Source organism: Collinsella sp. TF06-26 (assembly GCF_002232035.1).
GTDB lineage: Bacteria > Actinomycetota > Coriobacteriia > Coriobacteriales > Coriobacteriaceae > Collinsella.
In genome coordinates, this window is record NZ_NKXR01000005.1 from 101,833 (window position 1) to 122,883 (window position 21,051).

The 21,051-nt window shown below is 56.7% G+C and carries 21 protein-coding genes; 17 read left to right on the forward strand and 4 right to left on the reverse strand.

The window, feature by feature from the left end; genetic code table 11:
- Positions 1-30 precede the first annotated feature (30 nt).
- Positions 31-1,413: an ATP-binding protein gene (locus CHY22_RS04550; RefSeq protein ID WP_089572618.1), complete on the reverse strand. Its 1,383-nt coding sequence runs from the start codon at positions 1,411-1,413 to the stop codon at positions 31-33.
- A gap of 102 nt (positions 1,414-1,515) precedes the next feature.
- Complete coding sequence (locus tag CHY22_RS04555) at positions 1,516-2,874, reverse strand: hypothetical protein (protein WP_089572619.1); 1,359 nt, start codon at positions 2,872-2,874, stop codon at positions 1,516-1,518.
- Positions 2,875-3,013: 139 nt separating this feature from the next.
- On the opposite strand from CHY22_RS04555, the gene CHY22_RS04560 reads away from it, so the two are divergent.
- The 17 genes from CHY22_RS04560 to CHY22_RS04640 all read left to right on the forward strand — a co-directional run bounded on the left by CHY22_RS04560 (position 3,014) and on the right by CHY22_RS04640 (position 18,139).
- Entirely contained in the window at positions 3,014-3,631 is a 618-nt protein-coding gene (locus CHY22_RS04560; RefSeq protein ID WP_089572620.1) for a zinc ribbon domain-containing protein, read from the forward strand.
- 149 nt (positions 3,632-3,780) lie between these two features.
- A complete protein-coding gene (locus tag CHY22_RS04565) occupies positions 3,781-5,274 on the forward strand; it encodes a zinc ribbon domain-containing protein (RefSeq protein ID WP_089572621.1) in 1,494 nt (497 codons plus the stop codon).
- A gap of 383 nt (positions 5,275-5,657) precedes the next feature.
- Positions 5,658-7,034, forward strand: a complete 1,377-nt coding sequence (locus CHY22_RS04570) for an SPFH domain-containing protein (RefSeq protein WP_089572622.1) — start codon at positions 5,658-5,660, stop codon at positions 7,032-7,034.
- Positions 7,035-7,046: 12 nt separating this feature from the next.
- A complete protein-coding gene (locus tag CHY22_RS04575) occupies positions 7,047-7,748 on the forward strand; it encodes a hypothetical protein (protein ID WP_089572623.1) in 702 nt (233 codons plus the stop codon).
- Between the two features lie 54 nt (positions 7,749-7,802).
- Entirely contained in the window at positions 7,803-8,609 is an 807-nt protein-coding gene (locus CHY22_RS04580; RefSeq protein ID WP_143759209.1) for a hypothetical protein, read from the forward strand.
- A 72-nt stretch (positions 8,610-8,681) separates the two neighbouring features.
- A complete protein-coding gene (locus tag CHY22_RS04585; RefSeq protein WP_143759210.1) occupies positions 8,682-10,337 on the forward strand; it encodes a hypothetical protein in 1,656 nt (551 codons plus the stop codon).
- A 41-nt stretch (positions 10,338-10,378) separates the two neighbouring features.
- Entirely contained in the window at positions 10,379-10,570 is a 192-nt protein-coding gene (locus CHY22_RS04590; RefSeq protein WP_089572626.1) for a hypothetical protein, read from the forward strand.
- 284 nt (positions 10,571-10,854) lie between these two features.
- Positions 10,855-11,199 carry a type II toxin-antitoxin system RelB/DinJ family antitoxin gene (locus tag CHY22_RS04595; RefSeq protein WP_089572627.1) on the forward strand — a complete coding sequence of 115 codons (345 nt, stop codon included), beginning with the start codon at positions 10,855-10,857 and terminating at the stop codon, positions 11,197-11,199.
- On the forward strand, positions 11,196-11,663 hold the full coding sequence (locus CHY22_RS04600) for a PIN domain-containing protein (protein ID WP_199408738.1): 468 nt from the start codon (positions 11,196-11,198) through the stop codon (positions 11,661-11,663). The genes CHY22_RS04595 and CHY22_RS04600 overlap by 4 nt, the downstream gene beginning before the upstream one ends.
- Before the next feature lie 65 nt (positions 11,664-11,728).
- Positions 11,729-12,196, forward strand: a complete 468-nt coding sequence (locus tag CHY22_RS04605; RefSeq protein ID WP_089572629.1) for a PTS sugar transporter subunit IIA — start codon at positions 11,729-11,731, stop codon at positions 12,194-12,196.
- Between the two features lie 135 nt (positions 12,197-12,331).
- On the forward strand, positions 12,332-13,552 hold the full coding sequence (locus CHY22_RS04610; RefSeq protein ID WP_089572630.1) for a peptidylprolyl isomerase: 1,221 nt from the start codon (positions 12,332-12,334) through the stop codon (positions 13,550-13,552).
- Between the two features lie 54 nt (positions 13,553-13,606).
- Entirely contained in the window at positions 13,607-14,050 is a 444-nt protein-coding gene (locus CHY22_RS04615) for a GatB/YqeY domain-containing protein (protein WP_089572631.1), read from the forward strand.
- Between the two features lie 264 nt (positions 14,051-14,314).
- Positions 14,315-15,046, forward strand: coding sequence for an amino acid ABC transporter ATP-binding protein (locus tag CHY22_RS04620; protein WP_055251548.1), 732 nt, complete (start codon positions 14,315-14,317; stop codon positions 15,044-15,046).
- A gap of 8 nt (positions 15,047-15,054) precedes the next feature.
- Positions 15,055-15,930, forward strand: coding sequence for a transporter substrate-binding domain-containing protein (locus tag CHY22_RS04625; RefSeq protein ID WP_082435536.1), 876 nt, complete (start codon positions 15,055-15,057; stop codon positions 15,928-15,930).
- 25 nt (positions 15,931-15,955) lie between these two features.
- Positions 15,956-16,702, forward strand: a complete 747-nt coding sequence (locus tag CHY22_RS04630) for an amino acid ABC transporter permease (RefSeq protein ID WP_035136546.1) — start codon at positions 15,956-15,958, stop codon at positions 16,700-16,702.
- A 3-nt stretch (positions 16,703-16,705) separates the two neighbouring features.
- On the forward strand, positions 16,706-17,344 hold the full coding sequence (locus tag CHY22_RS04635) for an amino acid ABC transporter permease (protein ID WP_055285379.1): 639 nt from the start codon (positions 16,706-16,708) through the stop codon (positions 17,342-17,344).
- 171 nt (positions 17,345-17,515) lie between these two features.
- Complete coding sequence (locus tag CHY22_RS04640) at positions 17,516-18,139, forward strand: cytidylate kinase-like family protein (RefSeq protein ID WP_089572632.1); 624 nt, start codon at positions 17,516-17,518, stop codon at positions 18,137-18,139.
- Positions 18,140-18,519: 380 nt separating this feature from the next.
- Here CHY22_RS04640 and gltA read toward each other — a convergent pair whose 3' ends face one another.
- Positions 18,520-19,929 (reverse strand): NADPH-dependent glutamate synthase, encoded by a 1,410-nt coding sequence (gene gltA, locus CHY22_RS04645; protein ID WP_089572633.1) that lies wholly within the window; start codon positions 19,927-19,929, stop codon positions 18,520-18,522.
- On the reverse strand, positions 19,920-20,759 hold the full coding sequence (locus tag CHY22_RS04650; protein WP_089572634.1) for a sulfide/dihydroorotate dehydrogenase-like FAD/NAD-binding protein: 840 nt from the start codon (positions 20,757-20,759) through the stop codon (positions 19,920-19,922). Before CHY22_RS04650 ends, gltA begins: the two co-directional genes overlap by 10 nt.
- Positions 20,760-21,051 lie beyond the last annotated feature (292 nt).

Here is a 21,051-nt window from a genome sequence, read left to right on the forward strand (position 1 = left end):
GGCCTGGAAATTGCGTCCAGGCCCCTTTTCTTAGAGCAGCTGCTCAAGGTCAATAAGCCTTGTGTCGTTCACTTGGGCGGCTTGCTCTCGACATGCCTCCGTAAATCCACCCTTGCTAAACAGGTAATATCGTTGGATCGGCCTGCCCAACAATGTTCCGCGACGCATGAGCGTCTCAAGCACATCGACGTCAGCGGGCTCGTTTCTCCATTTGCACTCACCAACGATGAGCTCCCCATCGGCGCCCTCTAACACAACGTCAATCTCTTCTTGCCGGCGCGTGTTCGGGTTCGTGCCCCACCAAGAGCCGATTGCCTTGGGCAGCACATCCAGCTCGCTCTCAACAACCTGCCGCATCAACCACTGGCGGCATACCTCTTCAAATGCAGGACCTACAAAGGTGGACAAATCATGCTTGGCGATACGCGCGGCCACAGCGGCTCCGAGCCCCTCCTCAATTGTTCCTGCGTACTGTGGAACAAAACGATACCAAAACCTAAACAGGTTATCGCAGATCCGATAGACTACCTGGCGTTTTGTTGCCTTTACAACGGGCGTGACGCGCTCAACGATTCGCAGCTCGATCAATGCGTCGAGCAGCCGCGCGACCTGTGGCGTTGCGAGGTGGGTAACATCGGCAATCTCTTTGGAGCGTACATAGCCGTTGGCAATGGCGGTTATGACGGCATTGTAGATAGCCGGGCTGCGGACCTCTTGCAGCAGATAGTTCTGGGGTTCGGCATACAAAAACGCATCTTGACGCAACAGCGCATGCTCAAGGTTCCATTGAGTGGAACGCGTGCCATCGAGCTGTGATAGATAGAGCGGCATCCCGCCAACAACGGAATACAGCTCGATGACCCTTTCGATGGGTGCATCGGGAAGCATGAGCGCCGCGTCGAAGATGGTGAAGGGGTCAATGCGCAGCTGCATGGTGCGGCGTCCATAAAGAGGGCTTTGGTGTCCTAGTACCTGGTGTTCCATAAAGCTCATGGACGACCCGCAGAGTACGAGGAACAGCTTGCTCGTGTCTTTATGTCGATCGATAAGCGTTTGCAGGCACGAAGAGATGCCCGGATCGCTCTCGGCGAGGTAGGGATACTCATCAATAATCAGAACGATTCGCTCTGTCTTGGCGTGTTCGAAGACGGATTCGAGTGCAACCTGGATAGAGGGGAACGCTGCTCCTGCGGCGCTATCGCCAAGTATCTCGCGGCTGAGCAGCGCGAGATTTTCGCTTGCAACGGTTTGCTGCCCAGTAAAGAAGATCACATGGGGTTTGCCCTGTGTAAAGGCGTGAAGCAGGCTGGTTTTACCTACGCGACGCTTTCCATAGACTACAGCAAACTGAAAGGAACTCTTTTGATAGGCGGTTTCCAGGGATTCAAGCTCTTCCCGACGTCCAACAAACATGATGTGCCTCGCTCATATACGTATTACTAACATATATATTACTAACACGTATATGAGCAACTTTCCACCCGTCAATCGGATGGCGAGGAAATGACAGCGTTTCTACTTAACGAGGCGCTTGAGCTTGGCATAGTCCTGAATTTGCTTTTTGCGCTTGGCGTTGAGGAGGTTGTTGAGGTCGAGCTTCTCAGCGGTGCAGCGTTTGAGTAGCGCGGAGCTATCAAAGCCGTTTGACTCAATGTCTTCATCCAGATCGTGCTTGAGCTTGGTCCATTTATTGAGCTGCGAGCGCACGTAGGCCGCGGGACGTTCTATCTCGTTGGCGATGTCGCGTACGCTGGTGCCCGTTCCAAACAGCTCGCGTATCTTTGCCGTCTCCTTGCGCGTGCGCTCATTTTTGGCATCGGTCTTGCATCGATCGCTGCAGTAGTGCCGTTTGACGCCACGATGCCCGGCAAGTGAATAGGCGCGTCCGCACTGCTCGCAATAACCAATTTTGACGGTGCTCAGCTTGCGTGAAAAATCAAACCAGAGCCACGAGAGATAGCTGTCAAAGGAGAGGAACCCTGTGGACTCGTTACCCTGGAACACATCCACGTGCGCGCCCGAGAGATGCGAGATCACGAGCGCCTGCACCAAAGCGGTGAGTGCATCGCGGTCATCATTTTCAAGTTCTTCGCGGCGCTCCTGGATATCTGCTTGAGGGTCGATTACATAGAAGCTCTCCTCGCTATTGCTGACCTTGAGCCGCGCTGAAATCTCCAAGCTGGAGTCTTCGTCCATGTAGAACATCGCCTGCAAAACACTGAAGTCATTGGCGGTGAGCTCGTGTTCAAAAGAGAGCACGTTGAGTGCAACGAGGGATTCTTCCTCGTCGATCATAAACATAAAGGCGTAGAAATATCCCGCATCGGATTCGATTTTGCGCACGATGGGCAGGCTTTTGAATGAGTCGGTATAATCACCGCCCGCCCTCAGGATAGTGGTGTAGATCTTGAAGGATGACCCGTTTGCCGCGCAGGTCACCACTGATTTCTCGATTCTTTCCAATGCGGAGACCTTTGCGATGGTGCAGCTCCCGTTGAGGTATTCCTGGATGCGCATGGCAATAAGTGCTGCCATCGCGGCATTGGCCCAATCGCGTACGGATTCTATTGCGTGCTTGCCAAAAAGCGGCCCGGTCTGTTCGGCGTAATCAAGTACGTTAAAGAGGCTTGCGCGGAAGGGCTGCTCTTTAACGGCGGTGGGTTCGATGCATGATGCCAGCCTGATCAGATCGGCATGGCGCTCGCTGTGTGCGGGCCCTTCGTTGCTCTTGTTGCCGGCCAGCTCGGTGGGCATGTAGAGTTCAAAGACAAGCTGGGCCTCGCCAACGGGCCTATTGGGTTCGTTCTCTATGAGGTTGACTTTCTTAAACGGAATCGAACCTTCAACGGTGCGTGTTTGGGAGAACTCAAACATTGTTACCCCTGTCTCTAGCTGCAGGTTTAATAGCGTAGCACGTTTAGGAAAATTACCCGGTCAAAATCTCTATATCGGATAAACGACAAATCGTATCTTGTGATCGTCAAGAAAAGGGGTAACGAGAAAGGACCCGATTATGCATTGCAAACAGTGTGGAGCAGAGATTAACGACGGCGCCAAGTTCTGCGGCGTGTGCGGAACGCCTACGGTCGCGGCTGCGGCCAGCGCGGTGGGGGATGCGATTTACGTCGAGGCCCAGCCGATTGAGAGCCAGTCTGTCGAGGCTCAGTTTCAAGCGGCGGAGGATGCAGAGGCCGCTGCTTGCCTGCAGGATTCGCTTCACGAGTCCATCGGGTCGCTTGGGCGAGCAGCGGTGATTTCATTGCTCTATGTGCTCTTTTTCAATTACGTGCTGGGAGGTGGCTCGCTGGGACTTAACAATATGATTCCGCTGGCGCTGCTTCTGATTGGTCCCTGGAAGGTGATTATCTCGCTGTACCGCAGCGGTGTAAGGCTTCCCTTTGTCTATGGTAGCGGCATTATCGGTATCACGATTATGCTAATCGAGCTTGTGGTTCTCGTGGGCCTTCCTGTCGTGGTTCTGATGCTTTTTTACTGGTTGGGCAGCGTGATTCACGGGGCGGTTCCTGTTATTCCCGAATCGGTTCCGATGACGATCGTGGCGCTCTGGCCTATTGCCTCGGTTGCCAACATCATCTTCAAGGCAATCAAGCTGCACATGGCTCGCGCCTAGCAAGTAGCCCGTCGCATGCCTTCCGCGTGGGGTCAGGCGAATTTGAAAGGTGAAAGAAAAGGTTTACAGTCGAGCAAATTGCTCCTGGGCCTTTTCTGTTTGCAGGCTGTGGGCTATCGTTTCGATATGCTGAAGTTCTAGGGGGATTTATGTACTGTGCAAGCTGCGGGGCAAAGATCAAAGACGGGGCGCGATTCTGTTCTGCATGCGGAAAACCGTTGGATGTGGATGATGCGCCGGCGAATGCTCAGCAGCCGCTTCCTTCAGGTACACCAAAGGCGTCTGCTGATAGAAAAGCGACAAGCGATCCTGCTGTATCTCGCGCAGAGGGCCCTTCTCCGGCGCCCTCTGATCATATGTCCTTTGCGGCCTTTATGATGCAGCGTCGGCAGATCGGCCGTTTTGCTGTGCCTACGTTTGTCACCATTCTTGCAGCAATCATCTTTACCGCTGGTGTCGCTTACGCCCTGGTCAAAGCTTACGAAGCCTTTGTGCTGCCTCAAGCGCAGCAGCAGGAGCAGCCGGCTGCAGTCGAGGAGAAGTCGTCTAAAAAGAAGGTCGCGGCAACAAACAAGAAAGCACGCAGGGCTTACGAGGGCGTGGTTGCGCGTTACGAGGACTTTGCGAGCTATTGCGAGCAGAAGGGGGCTGGTGCTGCCAGCTACGACGACTGGGCCCAGGGACGCGGTGGTGATTCTGGACTGGGGCAGATATTCGTTTATAACAACCAGACTGCCCCCGGCTTTTTAAGCTACTACTATGCTTTCGATGATTTGAATGGCGACGGAATTGACGAGCTGCTTGTTGGGTTTGTCGATGCGCAGAACGATATTTCGGCGATTGTGGGTGCCTACTGCTTTGTTGATGGAGAGGCCGTTTCGGTTATGCCTTCGTCAGAGATGGTAGAAGGCTCCAGCAATATGACGAATCAGTACGACGGTTTTATTGCTCAGGGTGAGAGCCAAGTCATTACTGTCTGTAAGGACGGCATCGTTAAATTTACTTGTAGTCAGGATTGTAACCAGGCAGATTTCTATATTTCGCTTACTGCAAAGGGTCCTGAGGTCGTAGACGCGGTGCAAATTCAAAATAAGGAATTCGATAGGCAGAATGGCGCCTACTTGGTGAGGACCGTTGAGGATGGTGGCAAACCGCAGGAGGCGATGGTCCAGGGGCGTGAGGAAGCGTGCAGAATTCTTGACGAGCTCGCCGGGAAGTATCCGGAGGCCGACATTGAAATGCCGTCCGCAAGCAGCGATATGTGGAAGGCATTCAAAGGGGTGGAGCCTTCGGAGGGCTCTTTGAAGGACGGCTCTGGCACTGCGGACGATCGATCTGGCGCATCTCAAGCACCATCTGAAGCGGCATCCGATAGCAGCGACGATGGGGAGGCCGCTGCGCGCGGCGATGGCGTGATCGCCGACATGGATGCGTTCATTGCAAACGCCAAGCGCGAGTTGATTGTGCCAGATGACGCCTCTATTACGTTCAAGGTCGCTGATAAGCCAAACTATTGGGAGGGGGCGGCAACGTACGTTTGGTACGTCGAGTTTTATAAAGACGGAAAGGTCGTAGCGTCTGCGGAATGCGGCTCCGAAGGGTACCCATGTCGGTCGATTATGGCCTATCACGAGAGCTGGTAGCTTTAGCCGAGCCGTTTTGGCATTACAGCGCGCGCAGCTCTTATACCTTTCCCCTTGTTCCATCCGACGAGTTTAGTTGCGGCTAAAACGGACGTTACGAAGAGCTGACCGAGAGGCCGAACGCGCTCGCCCGCTCAGCGGATATGCCCCAAAAGGGCATCTGGGGTTCGAACCCTCCCGGTTCTTCGTCAGTTGACCAAAGGTGCGACATTATTGCCGCTCATCGGGGGTGGCTAAATGAGATGACTTGAGGGCTATAATTAGCCAAGCTAAGTTGGGGACAGATTGAGGCGCACAGGCTTTCGATGCGCCTGTCGACTCGGCAGTTCACAATTTATTAGACACGCGGAACGCGTGGTTTGGGATTAACGAAAGGAATCAGCATGTCACTGTTCCATAGCGATAACGAAAAGGAAGAAAAGCACAGCGGAATTCTCGGTGCCTTTTCTGTCGACAATATCAAATGGGAGCCTGGCAACGACGAAGATGCCTCGCTTGTCTCATTCCGCTATCCCTACGAGGATTTTCCCAACGGGTCCTATCTTCAGGTTGCGCAATCGCAGATTGCCGTTTTTACCAACAATATGGGGGCGGGCAGTTCTACTGACGCTACGGGTGCCGGCGATTCTCAGGTAAGCGTGTTTGTCGGTCCGTGCAAGATCAAGCTCGACACGGGAGACAGCCGATTCGCCCCGTTCCGCAATGCCGCCCATTCGCTTACCGGCGGTAGCTCGGCGTTTCATTCCGTTGTGTACTTTATCAATACTAACTACATGAACGAGCTGCGCTGGGGCACGACCGAGCCCATCATTGTCCAAGACCCTGAGGAAGACGTCAACGTTCATGTTCGCGCCTTCGGTTTGTTTGGCGCGCATATCGAGCAGAATGACTCGAGCCTGGTTCCCATTCAGGTGAGGAAGTTCCTCGTTAAGGTCGTGGGCACGCGAGATCGCTATACGCGAGAAGAACTTACTTCCTTTATGCGGGCAAAAATCCTTGAGTATGTTCCTGACCTGCTTGCCAAGGCGATTGTTGACCAGGAGGTTTCCGTTCTTAAAATTGCGACGCATCTGAGCGACTTCTCGTCTCAGATGCAGAGCAAGCTCGTTAACTATTTCGATGAGTTTGGTCTCACGCTCGATAACTTCTCGTTCAACAGCATCAAGCCCTTCGAAGAGGATCTTGCTGCCATCAACGAGATGAAGATCCAGCGTAAGCGGAGCATTCTCGAGGCGCAGGGTAACGCTGCCCAGATGGACATCGAGTCCGAGGCACTTGCCAGGAAGCGTGCGCGCGAAGGCTACAACTATCAGCAGGAGCGCGGCATGGACGTAATGGAGAGTGCTGCGGGCAATGAGGGGAGTGCCGCATCGGGCCTCATGGGAGCCGGCATGGGACTCGGCATGGGCGTTGGCATGGGCGGTGCATTTGGAGCTGGCTTCTCCAACTTGGCCAACCAGGCCATGGGCGCTGTTGCTCCCATGGTTGGAACGGCTTCCGCGTCCGCAGGTATGCAAAACGGTCCCGTGTGTCCCAGTTGCGGAAACGTTAATCCGATGGGTGCTAAGTTCTGCCTGGAATGCGGACAAAAGCTCGAGCAGGGTGTTGCGTGTTTGGCGTGTGGGCATCTTAACCCGGTCGGTGCCAAGTTCTGCCTGGAATGCGGGAACCGGTTGATCTCGCCAAGGTGCCCGAGCTGCGGAGCCGAGTTGCCCGAAGGGACCAAATTCTGCCCCGATTGTGGAACTAAGATCCAATAAGGAGAAACAAAGATGAACGGTTCTGTTAAACGTGTCATTTTGGGCGAGGCAATCGTCTTGGTGGCATGGCTTGTAATCATGTTTGTCTGCAAAAACTCGCTGATGAACCCTATCGTCTTTGCTATGTCGCTTGGCTTTGGGGTTTTGGCTTTTGCGGCGGCTTCGATTTCGGCTGCCATGTCCGATAAGCAGTCCACGGTCAAAAGCACGACCGAAATCCATTATTTGCCGGTCGCATCCAGCTGTGCCTACTTTGTCGTTGCCCTTCTGGCCAACACGTACTTTGTGTTTGCGGCATATGGGTGGGGCGGCAGCACGATTCCAGTCGTCGTAAACGTTGTCCTTCTTGCTGTGCTTGTCCTTGTGCAGATGGGTCTAGGCTTCAATGGTCGCCAGGTTGACCAAAAGGTTGCTGCCGTGGCCGCAAAGACGGTTCAAACGGCGCAGTTCGGATCGTATGTGGGACAGCTCCTCGCCGTGGCGCAGGACGCTCAGGTCAAAGCCGAACTCAAAGCGCTTAAGGATGACATCTCCTTCAGCTCCAACATGTCGCAACCCCATGTTCAAGAGATCGAGCGACAGTTCTCCGCCGCGCTTGAGGCGGTCTCGAATTCCATGAGTGCCGATGAGCCGGCAGATGTTACGGTTGGCCTTGTCCATGATGCGCGCAATATCTGGAAAAAGCGCAATGCGGCGCTGACCGCTGTCAAATAAGGGTTCGCGCTGCTTTTTGCCAGGGCACTTTGATGGTTGAAGTGGGGGAAGCTATTGGAAATCAACGGTATAACTTGTGAGGGCTGCGGCAGCACCGATGTCGAGTTTGACCCCGCAACTCGAAAGGTTCATTGCAACCAGTGCGGTCGCGAGATGTACTATTCGCGGGCGCGTCTGGGGGCCACGGGCAAAATCGCGTTTGCCAAGGACAATGCCATCAAGTTTTTTAAGGGTGGTAACTTTCCGGAGGCCCGCAAATTTGCCGCGGACGTGCTCAATATGATGCAAGACAACGCGGCGGCACAGTTTATGGTTGCGTACTGCGATGAGTTTTGCGAAGGTCTTTCGGGTTCGATGGCGGTTTTCTTTAAAAGGGCCGAAGATATCCCTCTCGAATATGACGAAGTGCGTGACTTGATCGACTTGTTTGAGTCGACGCTCTACAACATGCGTGACTTTGAGGTTCAGATGGTATCGCTCGTGGTCGCCAATATGCAGAGCATGGAGGATCGGTCTCGGCTTGAGAGCTTTATCGATGCTGTGTGCCCGTTCTGCATAGCGCGGTATGCTTCGGAAGACTTTATGACCGCAGAGCGGGAGAGCTTCTATCAAGATATCGCCGCCAACTGCAACATACCCAAGACGTGTCTCGCACTACTCAAGGGCATTAGAGAGAACCCCGGGTCCCCCTATAAAACTGGTTCGTTTGCGTTACGAAGAAGGACCTCGTACTTTCTCGAACACTATGTGGAGCCCGTCGGGCGCATCGTCAATTCGATGAAGGCAAGCCAATACAAACAGAAGTTTCTCGTGGCCTATCAGCAGGTGTCCGAGCAATACCGAAGCATGGCCTCTCAATAAAGCGGATGGCGGGTGCTTACTCGCTTAAAGCTATTGGATGATCTAAACAGTTCAAACTGAAAGGTGGTACAGATGAGTGATTCGGGATTAGATACTGCCCTTATCGAGCGCAGGATCGCCGCTATTGGAACAAAAGTTGACCAGATGACCACGAAGGTCGATAAGGTCGAATCCCAAATGGAGGAAGTGCGGAAGGACCTTAAAAAGCTCCGAAAGGACTTTCTCGAGATGATGCTCGAACAGCGTCGTACCGCCGCACTTGAGCAGGCGACTACGGAGCTCGTGAGCGTCCGGCAGGAGATGGACAAGAAGTTCGGCAACTACTCGGTGGTTCGAAACACCATGGTCGGTATTCTCCAGGCAACCGATGCGGCGCTCGTGCGCAAGGCGACGATTTCGACGGTCTCCGAGGAGTTAATGATTTCTACCCCGGACTACTGGCTGGCGCCTGTCCTGGTTGCCCTTGCGGCATGGATCAACAACAACCGAGATCTTGCAGAGCGCGCAATACGCGAGGCTGTCAAACGTGACAACGAGCACACGTCGCTTGCGATGGCTCTGATCTGCAGACGTAATAACCGCACGGCTACGTGCTACGAATGGCTAGCACGCTACTTCTCGACGCAAAACGCCGCCCGCATCGATGCCGATGCGATGGTCTACATCGATGCTTATATCAACGGCATCTTCGGAACCGACGAAAAGCACCTGTGCGACGACTATATGGCGGGCTGGATCGAGCAGATCAGAAATCAGAGCCCTGAGTTCGAGAATGAGCAGTCTAAGTCATGGGCGGAGTATTTTATCGGCTACGAGGAGGATATGAGTTCGAGATATCCGGCGCTCAAGGTGGTGGTCAAGGAGTTTGACTACATCAATAAGTATCTCGGAAAAGTCGAGGCAATCGAGAGCATCTCCAATGACTTCGCCGACCTCAAGGCTTCTGATGTTGACGAGAGGACGCTTGCCGAGCAGGTTGACAGGCATCTGATGGAGCTCGTTAACTCCGATGACTCCAAGGAGCGAAATTTGCGCCGCCAGGAGGAGTATCTTCTTGCGGTCAAGGCGTTTGGCGGAGACGTGGAGCGCGCCCGAGAGCTCGTCAATCGTCGCCGTGATGAGAAGCGTCAGCAGACGATGAATATCATCGACCAGATGACACGCTCGATGCGCGACCAGAGTGCGTCTGTGGATGTGCATAAGAAGAAGACCGCGATTCAGTTTTTGGGCTCCTATATCAACGGTGGTTTCAACCGGTATCGCAAGAGCGATATCCCCGAATTTCCGCAGGCGATCACCCTTGACTTCGACGGATGGACAAGCAGGGCGGTTACCGGCGATGAGGGTAATGCGCTGCGCGGCGATTATGTTCGCTATGTCGGTGAAGAGAAGAAAAAGGAGCTCGCTGAGCTTGATGTCAAGGTTGCGAAGGGCAACAAGAGCCACAAGATAGCGGCCGTTGTCCTCGCTGTTTTGGGAGTAGCTCTCTTTGCATTTGTAAACCAGGTTATTGGCATTCTGCTTCTTGCGGGGGCTGGCTATTGTCTAGTAAAGACGGGCCTCTCGAGCAAGCAGCGCGCTGCGGAGGCAGGAGAGATTGAGGCCAAATACTCCAAACGCATCCAGGAAGGCTGTTCCGAGATCGATCTGGCGCTTAATCAGTGGAAGAGCGCGAAGGAAGCGGCGGCCGAGCGCAGCGACCTGCTTAAGCTCGATAAGGTTGCCTAGCCGATAGGATTGACTCGATAACCATGAATGGAGTGAAATAGATGACTGATGAAGTGACTGATTTCGACCATAACGATGCCGCGATGCAGGACTTCGATGCATTGAGCGAGCTCGATAGTCTGTTTGAAGAGGACGAGCGACTGAAGCAAGCTGAGAACAATGTTTTGACTCAAAATCTCTCAGGCTTTGCAAACTGCTTTCCCGATTGGGATTTGCATCCGCCGGTAGCGTAGAAAAGCGCTTGAAACACAAGCTGCGATCATTTGGAAACATCGATGTTTCTGCGGGCTAGAAGCCATGGGGCTTTTGGCCCGCTGTCTTTCATATGCCGGTCGGCGGCATAGGACATCAACCGTATTCTAGGTTCTTGGACGCCAGGCCGGCTCGCTTCGGATCGGGCGCTACACCAACTTTCTCGAGACTACCAATCTGACAGGGCCTCGTCCGCGTGTGGACGGGGCCCTTTTGCGTGGCCTTTTATGTCTGCTATACTGCTAGCACGTAGAAAGGAGCCGTTATGGGAACGGCAATGGTGCAGCTCAACACGCGAATTGATCCCATGCTCAAAGCTGGTGGCGATGCGGTCCTAACTCGCAATGGGTTGGGGCCGAGTGATGCCATTCGCGCGCTTTGGGTCTATCTTGTCGAGCATCAAGCGCTGCCGGGATTTATGGTGGCGGATAAGCGCGAGGCGCCCCGTGCGGAGAGCCTGGCCGAGCAGGGGTGTGGCCTAGCTTTTTCCTCGTTGGGGCTAAGCGCTTCGGATTTTGCGCCAGCTGAATCGTCTGCGGAAGACTGGGATGCCGTACGCGATGATATGTATGACGCGATGATTGCCGACATAGAGGCGAATTGCCGATGATTGAGGCAAAGCATCTCTTGGTAGATACGAACGTTTGGCTCGATTATTACCTGCAAGAAGGGGCGTTCGACGAAGCGAAAAGATTGGTTGAACTGGCCGAGGCGGGAAAGATCGACCTTCTGTATGCGCCAACGACGGCAAAGGATGTGTTCTATATTTTGCCTCGTCGTCTGGCCCGGCGGAATGCGAATGGGATTAACGTGTCATTTACCTCGGCGTCATGGGCCTGCATCGAGCACATGATGCAGGCGGCAACCGCCTCTCCGCTTTCGTTGGCAGAGTGCGAGATGGCGCGCATGCTTGGCAAGCGCATGCTGGATCTTGAAGACAACCTCATCATCGCTTCGGGCGAGACGGCAGATGTTGACTACGTAGTCACGAGTGACCGACGCATGCTGGAGGCAATGCCTGAGGTGTGCCTGACGCCCGCGCGTGCACTCGAGATGATCGGGATCCTCGACTAACCTTGTCTGTCTGGTTTCGCTATCATATGGGGCAATGTGAACCTCATGCAACTTTGGAGGACGGTATGGCGGATAACGCCGAGATGCTATTCTCGCCCGAGCTGGTGTTTTTTGATTGGGAGTGTGCGACGCCGGGTGAGGTGTTTGCGCAGCTCGAGAGTGAGCTTGCTCCGCGCGGCTACATTGCCGACGGTTGGCTCGACGCCGTTCGCACGCGCGAGGATGCCTATCCCACGGGTCTTGCCATGCCGGCGGCAAACATTGCCATTCCGCATACCGATCCGGGGTTTGTGGCCAAGCCCTATATCGCGGTGGTGAAGCCCGCCGCGCCCGTGACATTTAACGCTATGGCTGGCATGGGCGCTCCGGTGCCGGTGCAGATCGTCATCAATCTGGGCATCGCCGAGCCGGGCGGCCAGGTCGAGGCCCTGCAGGCTCTCATGAACATCTTTATGGACGCCGATGCTGCGGCCGACGTGCTCGGCCAAACCACGTCCCAGGGCATGGTCGACGCTATCCGCCGTCACTTCTAAGGTGCCGGCTGCCAGAGCTGTCCCCTTTGCACCAAAATGGTGCAGATTAACCTGTCCCCAATGCACCAAGCGTGCCGCGGGGGCTGCGTTGTGACACAATGGCGTTTGTTCGATTCGTTATGCGAAAGGCCAACTATGGCAAATAAGAAAAAGAACCCCGCACCCGAGCCGACGCCCGAGCAGCAGGCTCGCGCCGCCTCCAGCTCTCGCAAGAAGCAGCGCAAGACCCGCGTGTCCAAGACCGTCAAGATCGTCCTGGTGGTTATTGGCGTGCTGGCAATGCTGCTTTCTGTCTCGGCCATGGCGTGCTCCGGACTTATGTCGCAGGCCGAGGACACCTCGGGCTACAAGCTGACCGGCGGTGTTGCTGCCACTATCAACGGCACCAACCTCACCGAGGACACCGTGACCAAGCAGATCATGAGCATGCGCACGTCCTACGGCTACACCAAGGACAAGGACTGGGCGCAGTATCTGGTCGACAACGACCTCACGCCCAAGAAGTACCGCAAGCAACTCATCGATTCCTACACGCAGCAGATTCTGCTTCAACAGGCACAGAAGGAGAACGGCGTGACGGTGTCGGACGAGGAGGTTGAGAAGGCTTGGAAGGACGCGTGCAAGAGCGCGGGCGGTGCCAAGGCCTTTAAGAAGACCCTCAAGACCTACGGCTATACCGAGGATACCTACAAGGATTCGCTCAAGGAGAGTCTGGCGCAGCAGAAACTCAAGGATGCCGTCGCGCCCACGAGCAAGCCCAAGGACAGCGAGATCGTCGATTGCATCAACGAAAACCTGTCCAGCTACAACGACGCCCGCCGCTCGTCGAACATCCTGATCAAGGTTGATTCCGACGCTTCCGACGAGGACAAGGCTGCCGCCAAGGCCAAGGCGCAGGAGTGCCTGGACAAGATCAACTCCGGTGAGCTGAGCTTTGAGGACGTCGTTGAGCAGTACTCCGAGGACACCGGTTCCAAGGAGAAGAAGGGCGATGTGGGCTGGGATAAGCTCACCACCTTTGTCGACAGCTACCAGACGGCGCTCGAGGGGCTCAACAAGGGCGACGTGAGCGAAGTCATCGAGTCGACCTATGGCTACCACATCATCAAATGCACTGACTACTTCCATGTCGATAATCAGGTTGATGACATCAACCAGGTGCCCAAGGACATCAAGAAGTACGTTTCCAACGTGGTGAAGACGCAGGCGGCCAGTACTGCATACAGCGAGTGGCTGGAGCAGTACAAGAAAGACGCCGACATTACCGTCAACCCCATGCCCAAGGATGTGCCCTACAACGTGAGCCTGAAGGGCGTCACCAAGAGCTCGACCGACGATTCGTCGACGACTGAGTAATCATGGGGCGGTGCTCGCGCGAGTGCCGCCCACGCTATTAGAGAGGATTTGCAGATGACCAACGAAGAGCTGCAGAAGGAAATGATCGCGGCCATGAAGGCTAAGGACAAGGTTCGCCTGTCCATCATTCGCCAGGTCAAGGCCGAGGTGAAGAATATCGAGGTTAACGAGCGCCGCGATGTGACCGAGGAAGACGTCAACAGCATGATCAAGCGTCTGATTAAGCAGACGAGCGAGACGCTGGAGATGTCCATCAAGGCCGGCACCGACCAAGAGCGTACCGACAACCTGACCGAGCAGGTCAAGATTCTGGAGAGCCTTCTGCCCGCGCAGGTTTCGGGCGAGGAGCTCGAGGCCCTGATCGAGCAGGTCATCGCCGAGCTGGGCGCCACGTCCAAGAAGCAGATGGGCCAGGTCATGGGCGCTCTGGGTAAGGTCACTGGCGGCAACTTCGATAAGCCGGCAGCAGCAAAGATCGTTGGAGCCAAACTCGCGTAGGGACCGAGCGGCATATAGTTGATGTTGAGGGGGCGTGACCATTGCGGTCGCGCCCCTTTTTTGATGGCAGCTGAAGGGCACTCATTGGGGACAGACTTAAATGAGTGCCCACTCCCCGGGTACTCATTTAAGTCTGTCCCCAATGAGTGCCCAATGAGTGGGCGGAAGGTTGCGGGTTCTTTACGGGGATGTAGTGTGGGCTGCGGAAACGTGGTTCTTTCCGTACAATAGTTCAACTCGTGTAAACGCAGGGAAGGGACATTCATGGCAGACATGATCGAGATCAAGCATCTCAACAAGTACTTTGGCGACCTGCATGTGCTCAAAGATATCAACCTCACCGTCAAGCGCGGCGAGAAGCTCGTAATGATCGGGCCTTCCGGCTCGGGCAAGTCGACGCTCATCCGTTGCGTCGACTATCTTGAGGAGCCCACGTCGGGCGAGGTCATCATCGACGGTACGCCGCTCACCAAAAAGAATCACCTGGAGATGGCCCGCAAGTATAGCTCCATGGTGTTTCAGCAGTTCAACCTGTATCCCAACATGACGGTGCTGGGCAACCTGACGCTCGCGCCCATCAAGCTACAAAAGAAGAGCAAGGAGGAGGCGACCGAGATCGCCATCGCCGCGCTCAAGCGCGTCGGCATGGCGCATAAGGCCGGCGAGTATCCGCAGAACCTCTCGGGTGGTCAGCAGCAGCGCATCGCCATCGCCCGCGCCCTGTGCACCAAGCAGCCCATCATCCTGTTTGACGAGCCGACCTCGGCGCTCGACCCCGAGATGGTCCAGGAAGTCCTGGACGTTATGATTGAGCTCGCGCAGGAGGACATCACCATGATCTGCGTGACGCACGAGATGGGCTTTGCGCGCCAGGTGGCCGACCGCGTCATCTTTATGGAGGACGGCCGCATCCTGGAGGAGGGTACGCCCGAGCACTTCTTCGATAACCCCGAGAACCCGCGCTGCCGCGAGTTCCTGTCCAAGATTCTGCACTAGGCGCGGTGATGGACATGACGGATATGACGAGGGCGGCCGTGTCGCGCCGTCACTTTTTGCAGCTGGCGGGCGCCGGCATGCTTGCGCTGACGGGGACCGCGCTTACCGGTTGCGGTAACTCTACCAGCGGCGAGGGCTCCGACAAGGGGTCCAAGCTTGCGGCCATTAAGTCGCGTGGTCATCTGAATGCCGGCGTCAAGAAGGACGTTCCCGGCTATGGCTATTACGACACCGCCAAGGGCCGCTTTGAGGGCATGGAAGTCGATTTGTGCTACCAGATCGCCGCTGCCGTCTTTGGCGTGAGCTACAAGGAGGCCCGCGCCCAGGAGCTTGTCGAGTTTACCGACGTAACGCCCAAGACGCGCGGCCCGCTGATCGATAACGGCCAACTCGACGTGGTCGCGGCGACCTACACCATCACCGACGAGCGCAAGAAGAGCTGGGATTTCTCGACGCCGTACCGCACCGACTACGTGGGACTCATGGTCAAGAAGCGTTCGGGCTTTACCTCGATTGAGGACCTGGACGGCAAGGTCATTGGCGTGAGCCAGGGTGCTACCACGCAGGGCCTGATCGAGCAGATGATCAAGGACAACGGCTTTAGCTGTAAGCCCGAGTTTAGGGCCTTTAGCGGCTACCCCATCATCAAGAGTTCCCTCGACGCTGGCAATATCGACGTCTTTGCCATGGACCGCTCCACGCTGGCCGGCTACATGAACGAGACCGTTGAGCTGCTGCAGCCCGAGGTCAAGTTTGGCGAGCAGGGCTACGGCGTGGCGACCAAGAAGGGCTGCGACCTTTCGGCCGTGGTCGATCAGGTGATTTGCGATCGCCTGGCCGACGGCTGGCTCGACCAAGAGGTCAAGACCTGGGGTCTTGTATAGGCGCATCGTCCAAGGAAGGAATCAAATGCTCGAAGGATTATTTGACGCCGACCGTTGGTCGACGACATTTCAAAACATGGGGCCCTTCTGGGAGGGCTTTGGCGTGACGCTGCAGGTGGTCGTTGCCGGTCTGCTGCTGTCGCTGGTGCTGGGCACGCTGCTGGGTGTGTTCTCTACCACTCGCTCGCGCGTGCTGCGCGCCATAAGTCGCGTGTACGTGGAGTTTTACCAGAACACCCCGTTGCCCGTACAGGTGCTCTTTATGTACATGGCCGGTCCGCAGTTTTTGCAGGCCATAACCGGTGCCGACCAGCCGGTGCGTATCGCGCCGTTCGTGTTGGGCTTCTTGGGCGTGGGCCTGTATCACGCGGCCTACATTTCGGAGGTCATCCGCACCGGTATCGAGGCGGTTCCGCGCGGTCAGATGGAGGCGGCCCAGAGCCAGGGCTTCACCCGGGCGCAGGCATACTGGTACATCGTACTGCCCCAGACGTTCAAGATCATTCTGCCGCCGCTGTGTAACCAGGCGCTCAACTTGGTCAAGAACACGTCGGTGCTGGCGCTTGTGGCTGGCGGCGACCTTATGTACCGTTCCGACAACTTTGTGAGTCTGTACGGTTACCTGCAGGGATACATCGTCTGCTGCCTTATGTACTTTATCATCTGCTTTCCGCTCGCCATGCTGGTGCAGTGGCTCGAGCGCCGCTCCAAGGAGCGTCCGCGTGGCGTGAGCCTGGCCGAGCTGGGGCTCGACAACGTAGAGGAGGCCTAGCGCATGGAAATCTTCAACGCGACCAACCTGCTCTACATTTGGGGCGGCTTTGTTAAGACAATCGAGATCTCGGCGCTGTCGATCTTTTTCTCGCTCATCTTTGGCACGGTGCTGGCGCTTGTTAAAAGCTATGCGCCCCGCCCGTTCCGTATTTTGGTGAGCGCCTATATCGAGCTGTTCCGTTGCACGCCGAACCTGCTGTGGATTCTGTTTATCTACTTTACGGTGCAGGGTTTGGACATTGTGATTTCGACCATCGCCTTTACGCTGTTTACCAGCGCCGTTATGGCCGAGATCGTGCGCGGCGGCCTCAACTCGATTCCGCGCGGCCAGTTTGAGGCAGCGCAGAGCCAGGGTTTTGGCTTCTTTGCCACCATGCGCTACATCATTCTGCCGCAGACGTTTAAGACGATCATCCCGGCTCTGTTTAGCCAGTGCACGACCGTCATCAAGGACAGCTCGTATCTTTCGGGCATTAATGTGGCCGAGCTCATGTACACGGCAAACGTCGTGATGGCCCACGCAATCGACCTGTCGCAGGTGCTTATGCTCTACGGCCTGGTGTTTGCAATGTACTTTGTGCTCAACTTTGGTATCTCGCTGCTGGTGAGGGCATATCAACGCCGCATCGTAGCCGCATAGTCCTGCTTCCCCAAGCACGGCACCTTGCCCCTCAATCGTCGCTTGCGTACATTTAGTACGCGGCGCTCCTCTTTCGGGGCAATCTGCCGCACTTGGGAAACCAGGACGGTCGTAAGTGACAAAATGGGGATCAGGAATCGCCTATTTTTCATTTGTTAGAAAGGAATCGCGATGAGCGATCTGGAGAACAAGAAGAATCCTGTGGTCATTACCATCGCGCGCGACTTTGGTGCCGAGGGACACGAGATCGGACGCATCCTCGCCAACGAGTTGGGGATTCCGCTGTACGACAACGAGCTGCTGGTGCGTGCGTCGCTGCGCGCGGGCGAGTCGCTCGATAAGATGGCCGCCTATGATGAGCGCCTGGCCGTGGAGAACATGGCGTTTCTGCCCGACCGCTACGATGCACGTTCGTACTCGGATAAGTTGTTCCAAAAGATGAGCCAGGTGATTTTGGATCTGGGCGAGACCGAGAGCTGCATTATCGAGGGTCGCCTGTCCGACTACCTGCTGCGTAACAACCCCAATCACATTGCCGTATTGGTGACCGCTCCCTTTGAGGACCGCGTCGAGATTGTGCGCAAGAAGCGTGGCCTCAACAAAAAGAAGGGTGCCAAGCTGGTCAAGCAGCAGCAGAAGGCGCGTGAGGCATTCTACAAGCGTTACAGCGCCGGAAAGTGGAAGATGACGAGCGGTAAGGATATCGTCGTCAACCGCGCCAAGCTGGGCCGCGAAGGCTGCAAAGACGTTATCGCCGCTGCCTACCGCTACAAAGTCGCCCAGCTCGAAGGCTAACCGACCAAAACCGCCACAAAGGGACAGACACCTTTGTGGCGGTTTTTGTTTTAGGCGGAGGGGAAGGCCTTGGCGGCAGTGCCTATCCTCGGCTTTTGCAAAATCTCGATCTGTAACACCAAGCCAGCGAAAATGGCTCTAACTGTTACAGATTTAGATGAACCGTTCGGCCGTCAGCCCAACGTCTTGATCTGTAACACCAGGCGGCATATTTGGTCTCTAACTGTTACAGATTGAGATAAAGCGACCGGGCAAGTCCCCAACCACCGCAAAGGTGCCTGTCCCCATCGTGGTGGTTGGGGCGGCCGGCATAGAAAAAGTCCCCGTCGGGCGTGTGCGCGACGGGGACTTTGCCGTTTGATGGCTAGCGCTGCAGGTGGTTACTCGCCCAGCAGGCTCTTGGTGATCGAAGCGGCGGCCTTCTTGCCGGCGCCCATCGCCAGAATGACCGTAGCGGCACCGGTGACGATGTCGCCGCCGGCCCAGATGCGGGGATCGGTGGTCTGGCCGGTCTCCTCGTCGGCAACGATGTAGCCCCACTTGTTGAGCTCCATCTTGCCGCCGATCTTGGCAGCGAAGGGGTTGGCGTTGGTGCCGATAGCCGAGATCGCGACGTCGCAGGGGATCTCCTCGATGGCGCCCTCGATGGGCACCGGGCGACGACGGCCGGACTCGTCAGGCTCGCCGAGCTCCATCTTCTGGACCTTGACGGCGCACACGGAGCCGTCCTCGCCAGCGACAAACTCGAGCGGGGAGACGAGCGGCAGAACCTCGACGCCCTCGGCCTTAGCGTGGTGCAGCTCGGCGCGACGGCAGGGCATCTCGTCCTCAGTACGGCGGTAAGCGATGATGGCGTGCTCGGCGCCCAGACGCTTGGCGGTACGGACGGCGTCCATAGCCACGTTGCCGCCACCAAAGACGACGACGTTCTTGCCGTGCTTGGTGGGGGTGTCGTACTCGGGGAACTTGTTGGCCTTCATCAGGTTCACGCGCGTGAGGTATTCGTTGGCGAAGAAGACGTTGGGCAGGTTCTCGCCGGGGACGTTGAGGAACTTGGGCAGGCCTGCGCCGGTCGCCACGTAGATGGCGTCGAAGCCCTGCTCGAACAGCTCCTCGGCCGTGGCCATGTTGCCCACGACGGAGTTGTACTCAAACTTGACGCCCATGTCCTCCAGGCCGTCAATCTCGCGCTTGACGACTGCCTTGGGCAGACGGAACTCGGGGATGCCGTAGACCAGCACGCCGCCGCCGGTGAAGAAGGCCTCGAAGACGGTGACGTCAAAGCCGTTGCGGGCGAGCTCGCCGGCACAGGTGATGCCGGACGGGCCGGAGCCGACGACGGCGACCTTCTTGCCGTTCTTGGGGGCCATCTTGGGCGTGGAGGCGAGCTCGGGGCGGTCACCCAGGAAGCGCTCGAGCTGGCCGATGGCCACGGGCTCGGACTTCTTGCCACGGATGCACTTACCCTCGCACTGGTTCTCCTGCGGGCAGACGCGGCCGCAGATGGCGGGAAGCATGGAGTCCTCGCGGATAGTATCGAGAGCGCCGCCGAAGTCCTTCGCGCGGATCTGCTCGATAAAGCGGGGGATGTTGATGTTGACAGGGCAGCCCTCAACACAGAACGGCTTCTTGCAGTTGAGGCAGCGCTCGGCCTCGGCCAGCGCCATCTCCTCGGTGAAGCCCTTGTCGACGGGGCGGAAGTCGCAGGCGCGCTCGGCAGCCGGCTCCTCGTTATCGGGGGTGCGGGGCGACTTCATATCGGCAACGAAACGACCGTTAACTAGTGGCATGCGCAGCTCTTTTCCTCATAGGCCTTGAGGGACTCGCCCTCTTCGGAACGGTAAGCGGCCTGGCGGGCACGAAGGTCATCCCAGTCGACCAGGGTGGCATCGAAGTCGGGGCCGTCGACGCAAGCGAACTTGGTCACGCCGCCCACCTCGACGCGGCAGCAGCCACACATGCCGGTGCCGTCAACCATGATGGGGTTGAGCGACGCGGTGATGGGGGTGTCGTGCTTCTGGGCGGTGAGGGTCGAGAACTTCATCATCGGAACGGGGCCGACGCAGAAGACCTGGCTCACGGCCTTGTCCTGCAGCAGGCGCTCCAGCGGAGCGGTGACAACGCCCTGCTCGCCGTAGGAGCCGTCGTCAGTGGTGATGTGGATGTGGTCCTCGTCGAGGAGCTCGCGGAACTGGTCCTCCATGAGCAGGAGGTCCTTGGTGCGGGCGCCCATGATGGCGTGCACCTCGTGACCGGTCTCGACCAGGTGCTTGGCGACCGGGAAGGCAATTGCCAGGCCGACGCCGCCGCCAATGACGGCGCAGGGGCCCTCGGCCATCTCGGTGGGAACGCCCAGCGGGCCCACGACGTCGCGCAGCGACTCGCCGGCCTCGTAGGTGGACAGCATCTCGGTGGTCTTGCCGATCACCATGAAGATGAACTCGACCCAGCCCTCGTCACCGTTCCAGCCGGCCAGGGTAAACGGGACGCGCTCGCCCGTCTCGTTGGCGCGGACCATGAGGAACTGTCCAGCGTGCGCATGCTTGGCGATTGCAGGCGCCTCGATGCGGAACTTGAACACCTTCTCCGAGAACTGCGTCTTCTCCAGGATCTTATACATAGAACCCCTCTCTTGTTGGGGCTACCGAACCGTGCCTCCACGGAAAAGGACGGTGGCCCGAATAAAACCGTACGCGCACAGGCGTTGTGCAGACATACGGTACAAATTATACCCTCATGGACATGTCACTTACGTGTTTCTTCGGCGGGTGGGAAAAGGGTTTATCCGCTCCTTGATTGGCAACTTCATCCGAACACCTCCCACATTCATCCGTACATGTACGGATGAATGTGGGAACCCGATACCCTGAGGGCCGGACCGGCCGGCCCCGGGAGATCGGAGGACGGCATGT

What these genes read in the sequence shown, in the direction of transcription:
- CHY22_RS04550 (WP_089572618.1), bottom strand. Translation starts at nt 1,413, where the DNA reads ATGTTTGTTGGACGTCGGGAAGAGCTTGAATCCCTGGAAACCGCCTAT.
- CHY22_RS04555 (WP_089572619.1), bottom strand. Translation starts at nt 2,874, where the DNA reads ATGTTTGAGTTCTCCCAAACACGCACCGTTGAAGGTTCGATTCCGTTT.
- CHY22_RS04560 (WP_089572620.1), top strand. Translation starts at nt 3,014, where the DNA reads ATGCATTGCAAACAGTGTGGAGCAGAGATTAACGACGGCGCCAAGTTC.
- CHY22_RS04565 (WP_089572621.1), top strand. Translation starts at nt 3,781, where the DNA reads ATGTACTGTGCAAGCTGCGGGGCAAAGATCAAAGACGGGGCGCGATTC.
- CHY22_RS04570 (WP_089572622.1), top strand. Translation starts at nt 5,658, where the DNA reads ATGTCACTGTTCCATAGCGATAACGAAAAGGAAGAAAAGCACAGCGGA.
- CHY22_RS04575 (WP_089572623.1), top strand. Translation starts at nt 7,047, where the DNA reads ATGAACGGTTCTGTTAAACGTGTCATTTTGGGCGAGGCAATCGTCTTG.
- CHY22_RS04585 (WP_143759210.1), top strand. Translation starts at nt 8,682, where the DNA reads ATGAGTGATTCGGGATTAGATACTGCCCTTATCGAGCGCAGGATCGCC.
- CHY22_RS04590 (WP_089572626.1), top strand. Translation starts at nt 10,379, where the DNA reads ATGACTGATGAAGTGACTGATTTCGACCATAACGATGCCGCGATGCAG.
- CHY22_RS04595 (WP_089572627.1), top strand. Translation starts at nt 10,855, where the DNA reads ATGGGAACGGCAATGGTGCAGCTCAACACGCGAATTGATCCCATGCTC.
- CHY22_RS04600 (WP_199408738.1), top strand. Translation starts at nt 11,196, where the DNA reads ATGATTGAGGCAAAGCATCTCTTGGTAGATACGAACGTTTGGCTCGAT.
- CHY22_RS04605 (WP_089572629.1), top strand. Translation starts at nt 11,729, where the DNA reads ATGGCGGATAACGCCGAGATGCTATTCTCGCCCGAGCTGGTGTTTTTT.
- CHY22_RS04610 (WP_089572630.1), top strand. Translation starts at nt 12,332, where the DNA reads ATGGCAAATAAGAAAAAGAACCCCGCACCCGAGCCGACGCCCGAGCAG.
- CHY22_RS04615 (WP_089572631.1), top strand. Translation starts at nt 13,607, where the DNA reads ATGACCAACGAAGAGCTGCAGAAGGAAATGATCGCGGCCATGAAGGCT.
- CHY22_RS04620 (WP_055251548.1), top strand. Translation starts at nt 14,315, where the DNA reads ATGGCAGACATGATCGAGATCAAGCATCTCAACAAGTACTTTGGCGAC.
- CHY22_RS04625 (WP_082435536.1), top strand. Translation starts at nt 15,055, where the DNA reads ATGGACATGACGGATATGACGAGGGCGGCCGTGTCGCGCCGTCACTTT.
- CHY22_RS04630 (WP_035136546.1), top strand. Translation starts at nt 15,956, where the DNA reads ATGCTCGAAGGATTATTTGACGCCGACCGTTGGTCGACGACATTTCAA.
- CHY22_RS04635 (WP_055285379.1), top strand. Translation starts at nt 16,706, where the DNA reads ATGGAAATCTTCAACGCGACCAACCTGCTCTACATTTGGGGCGGCTTT.
- CHY22_RS04640 (WP_089572632.1), top strand. Translation starts at nt 17,516, where the DNA reads ATGAGCGATCTGGAGAACAAGAAGAATCCTGTGGTCATTACCATCGCG.
- gltA (WP_089572633.1), bottom strand. Translation starts at nt 19,929, where the DNA reads ATGCCACTAGTTAACGGTCGTTTCGTTGCCGATATGAAGTCGCCCCGC.
- CHY22_RS04650 (WP_089572634.1), bottom strand. Translation starts at nt 20,759, where the DNA reads ATGTATAAGATCCTGGAGAAGACGCAGTTCTCGGAGAAGGTGTTCAAG.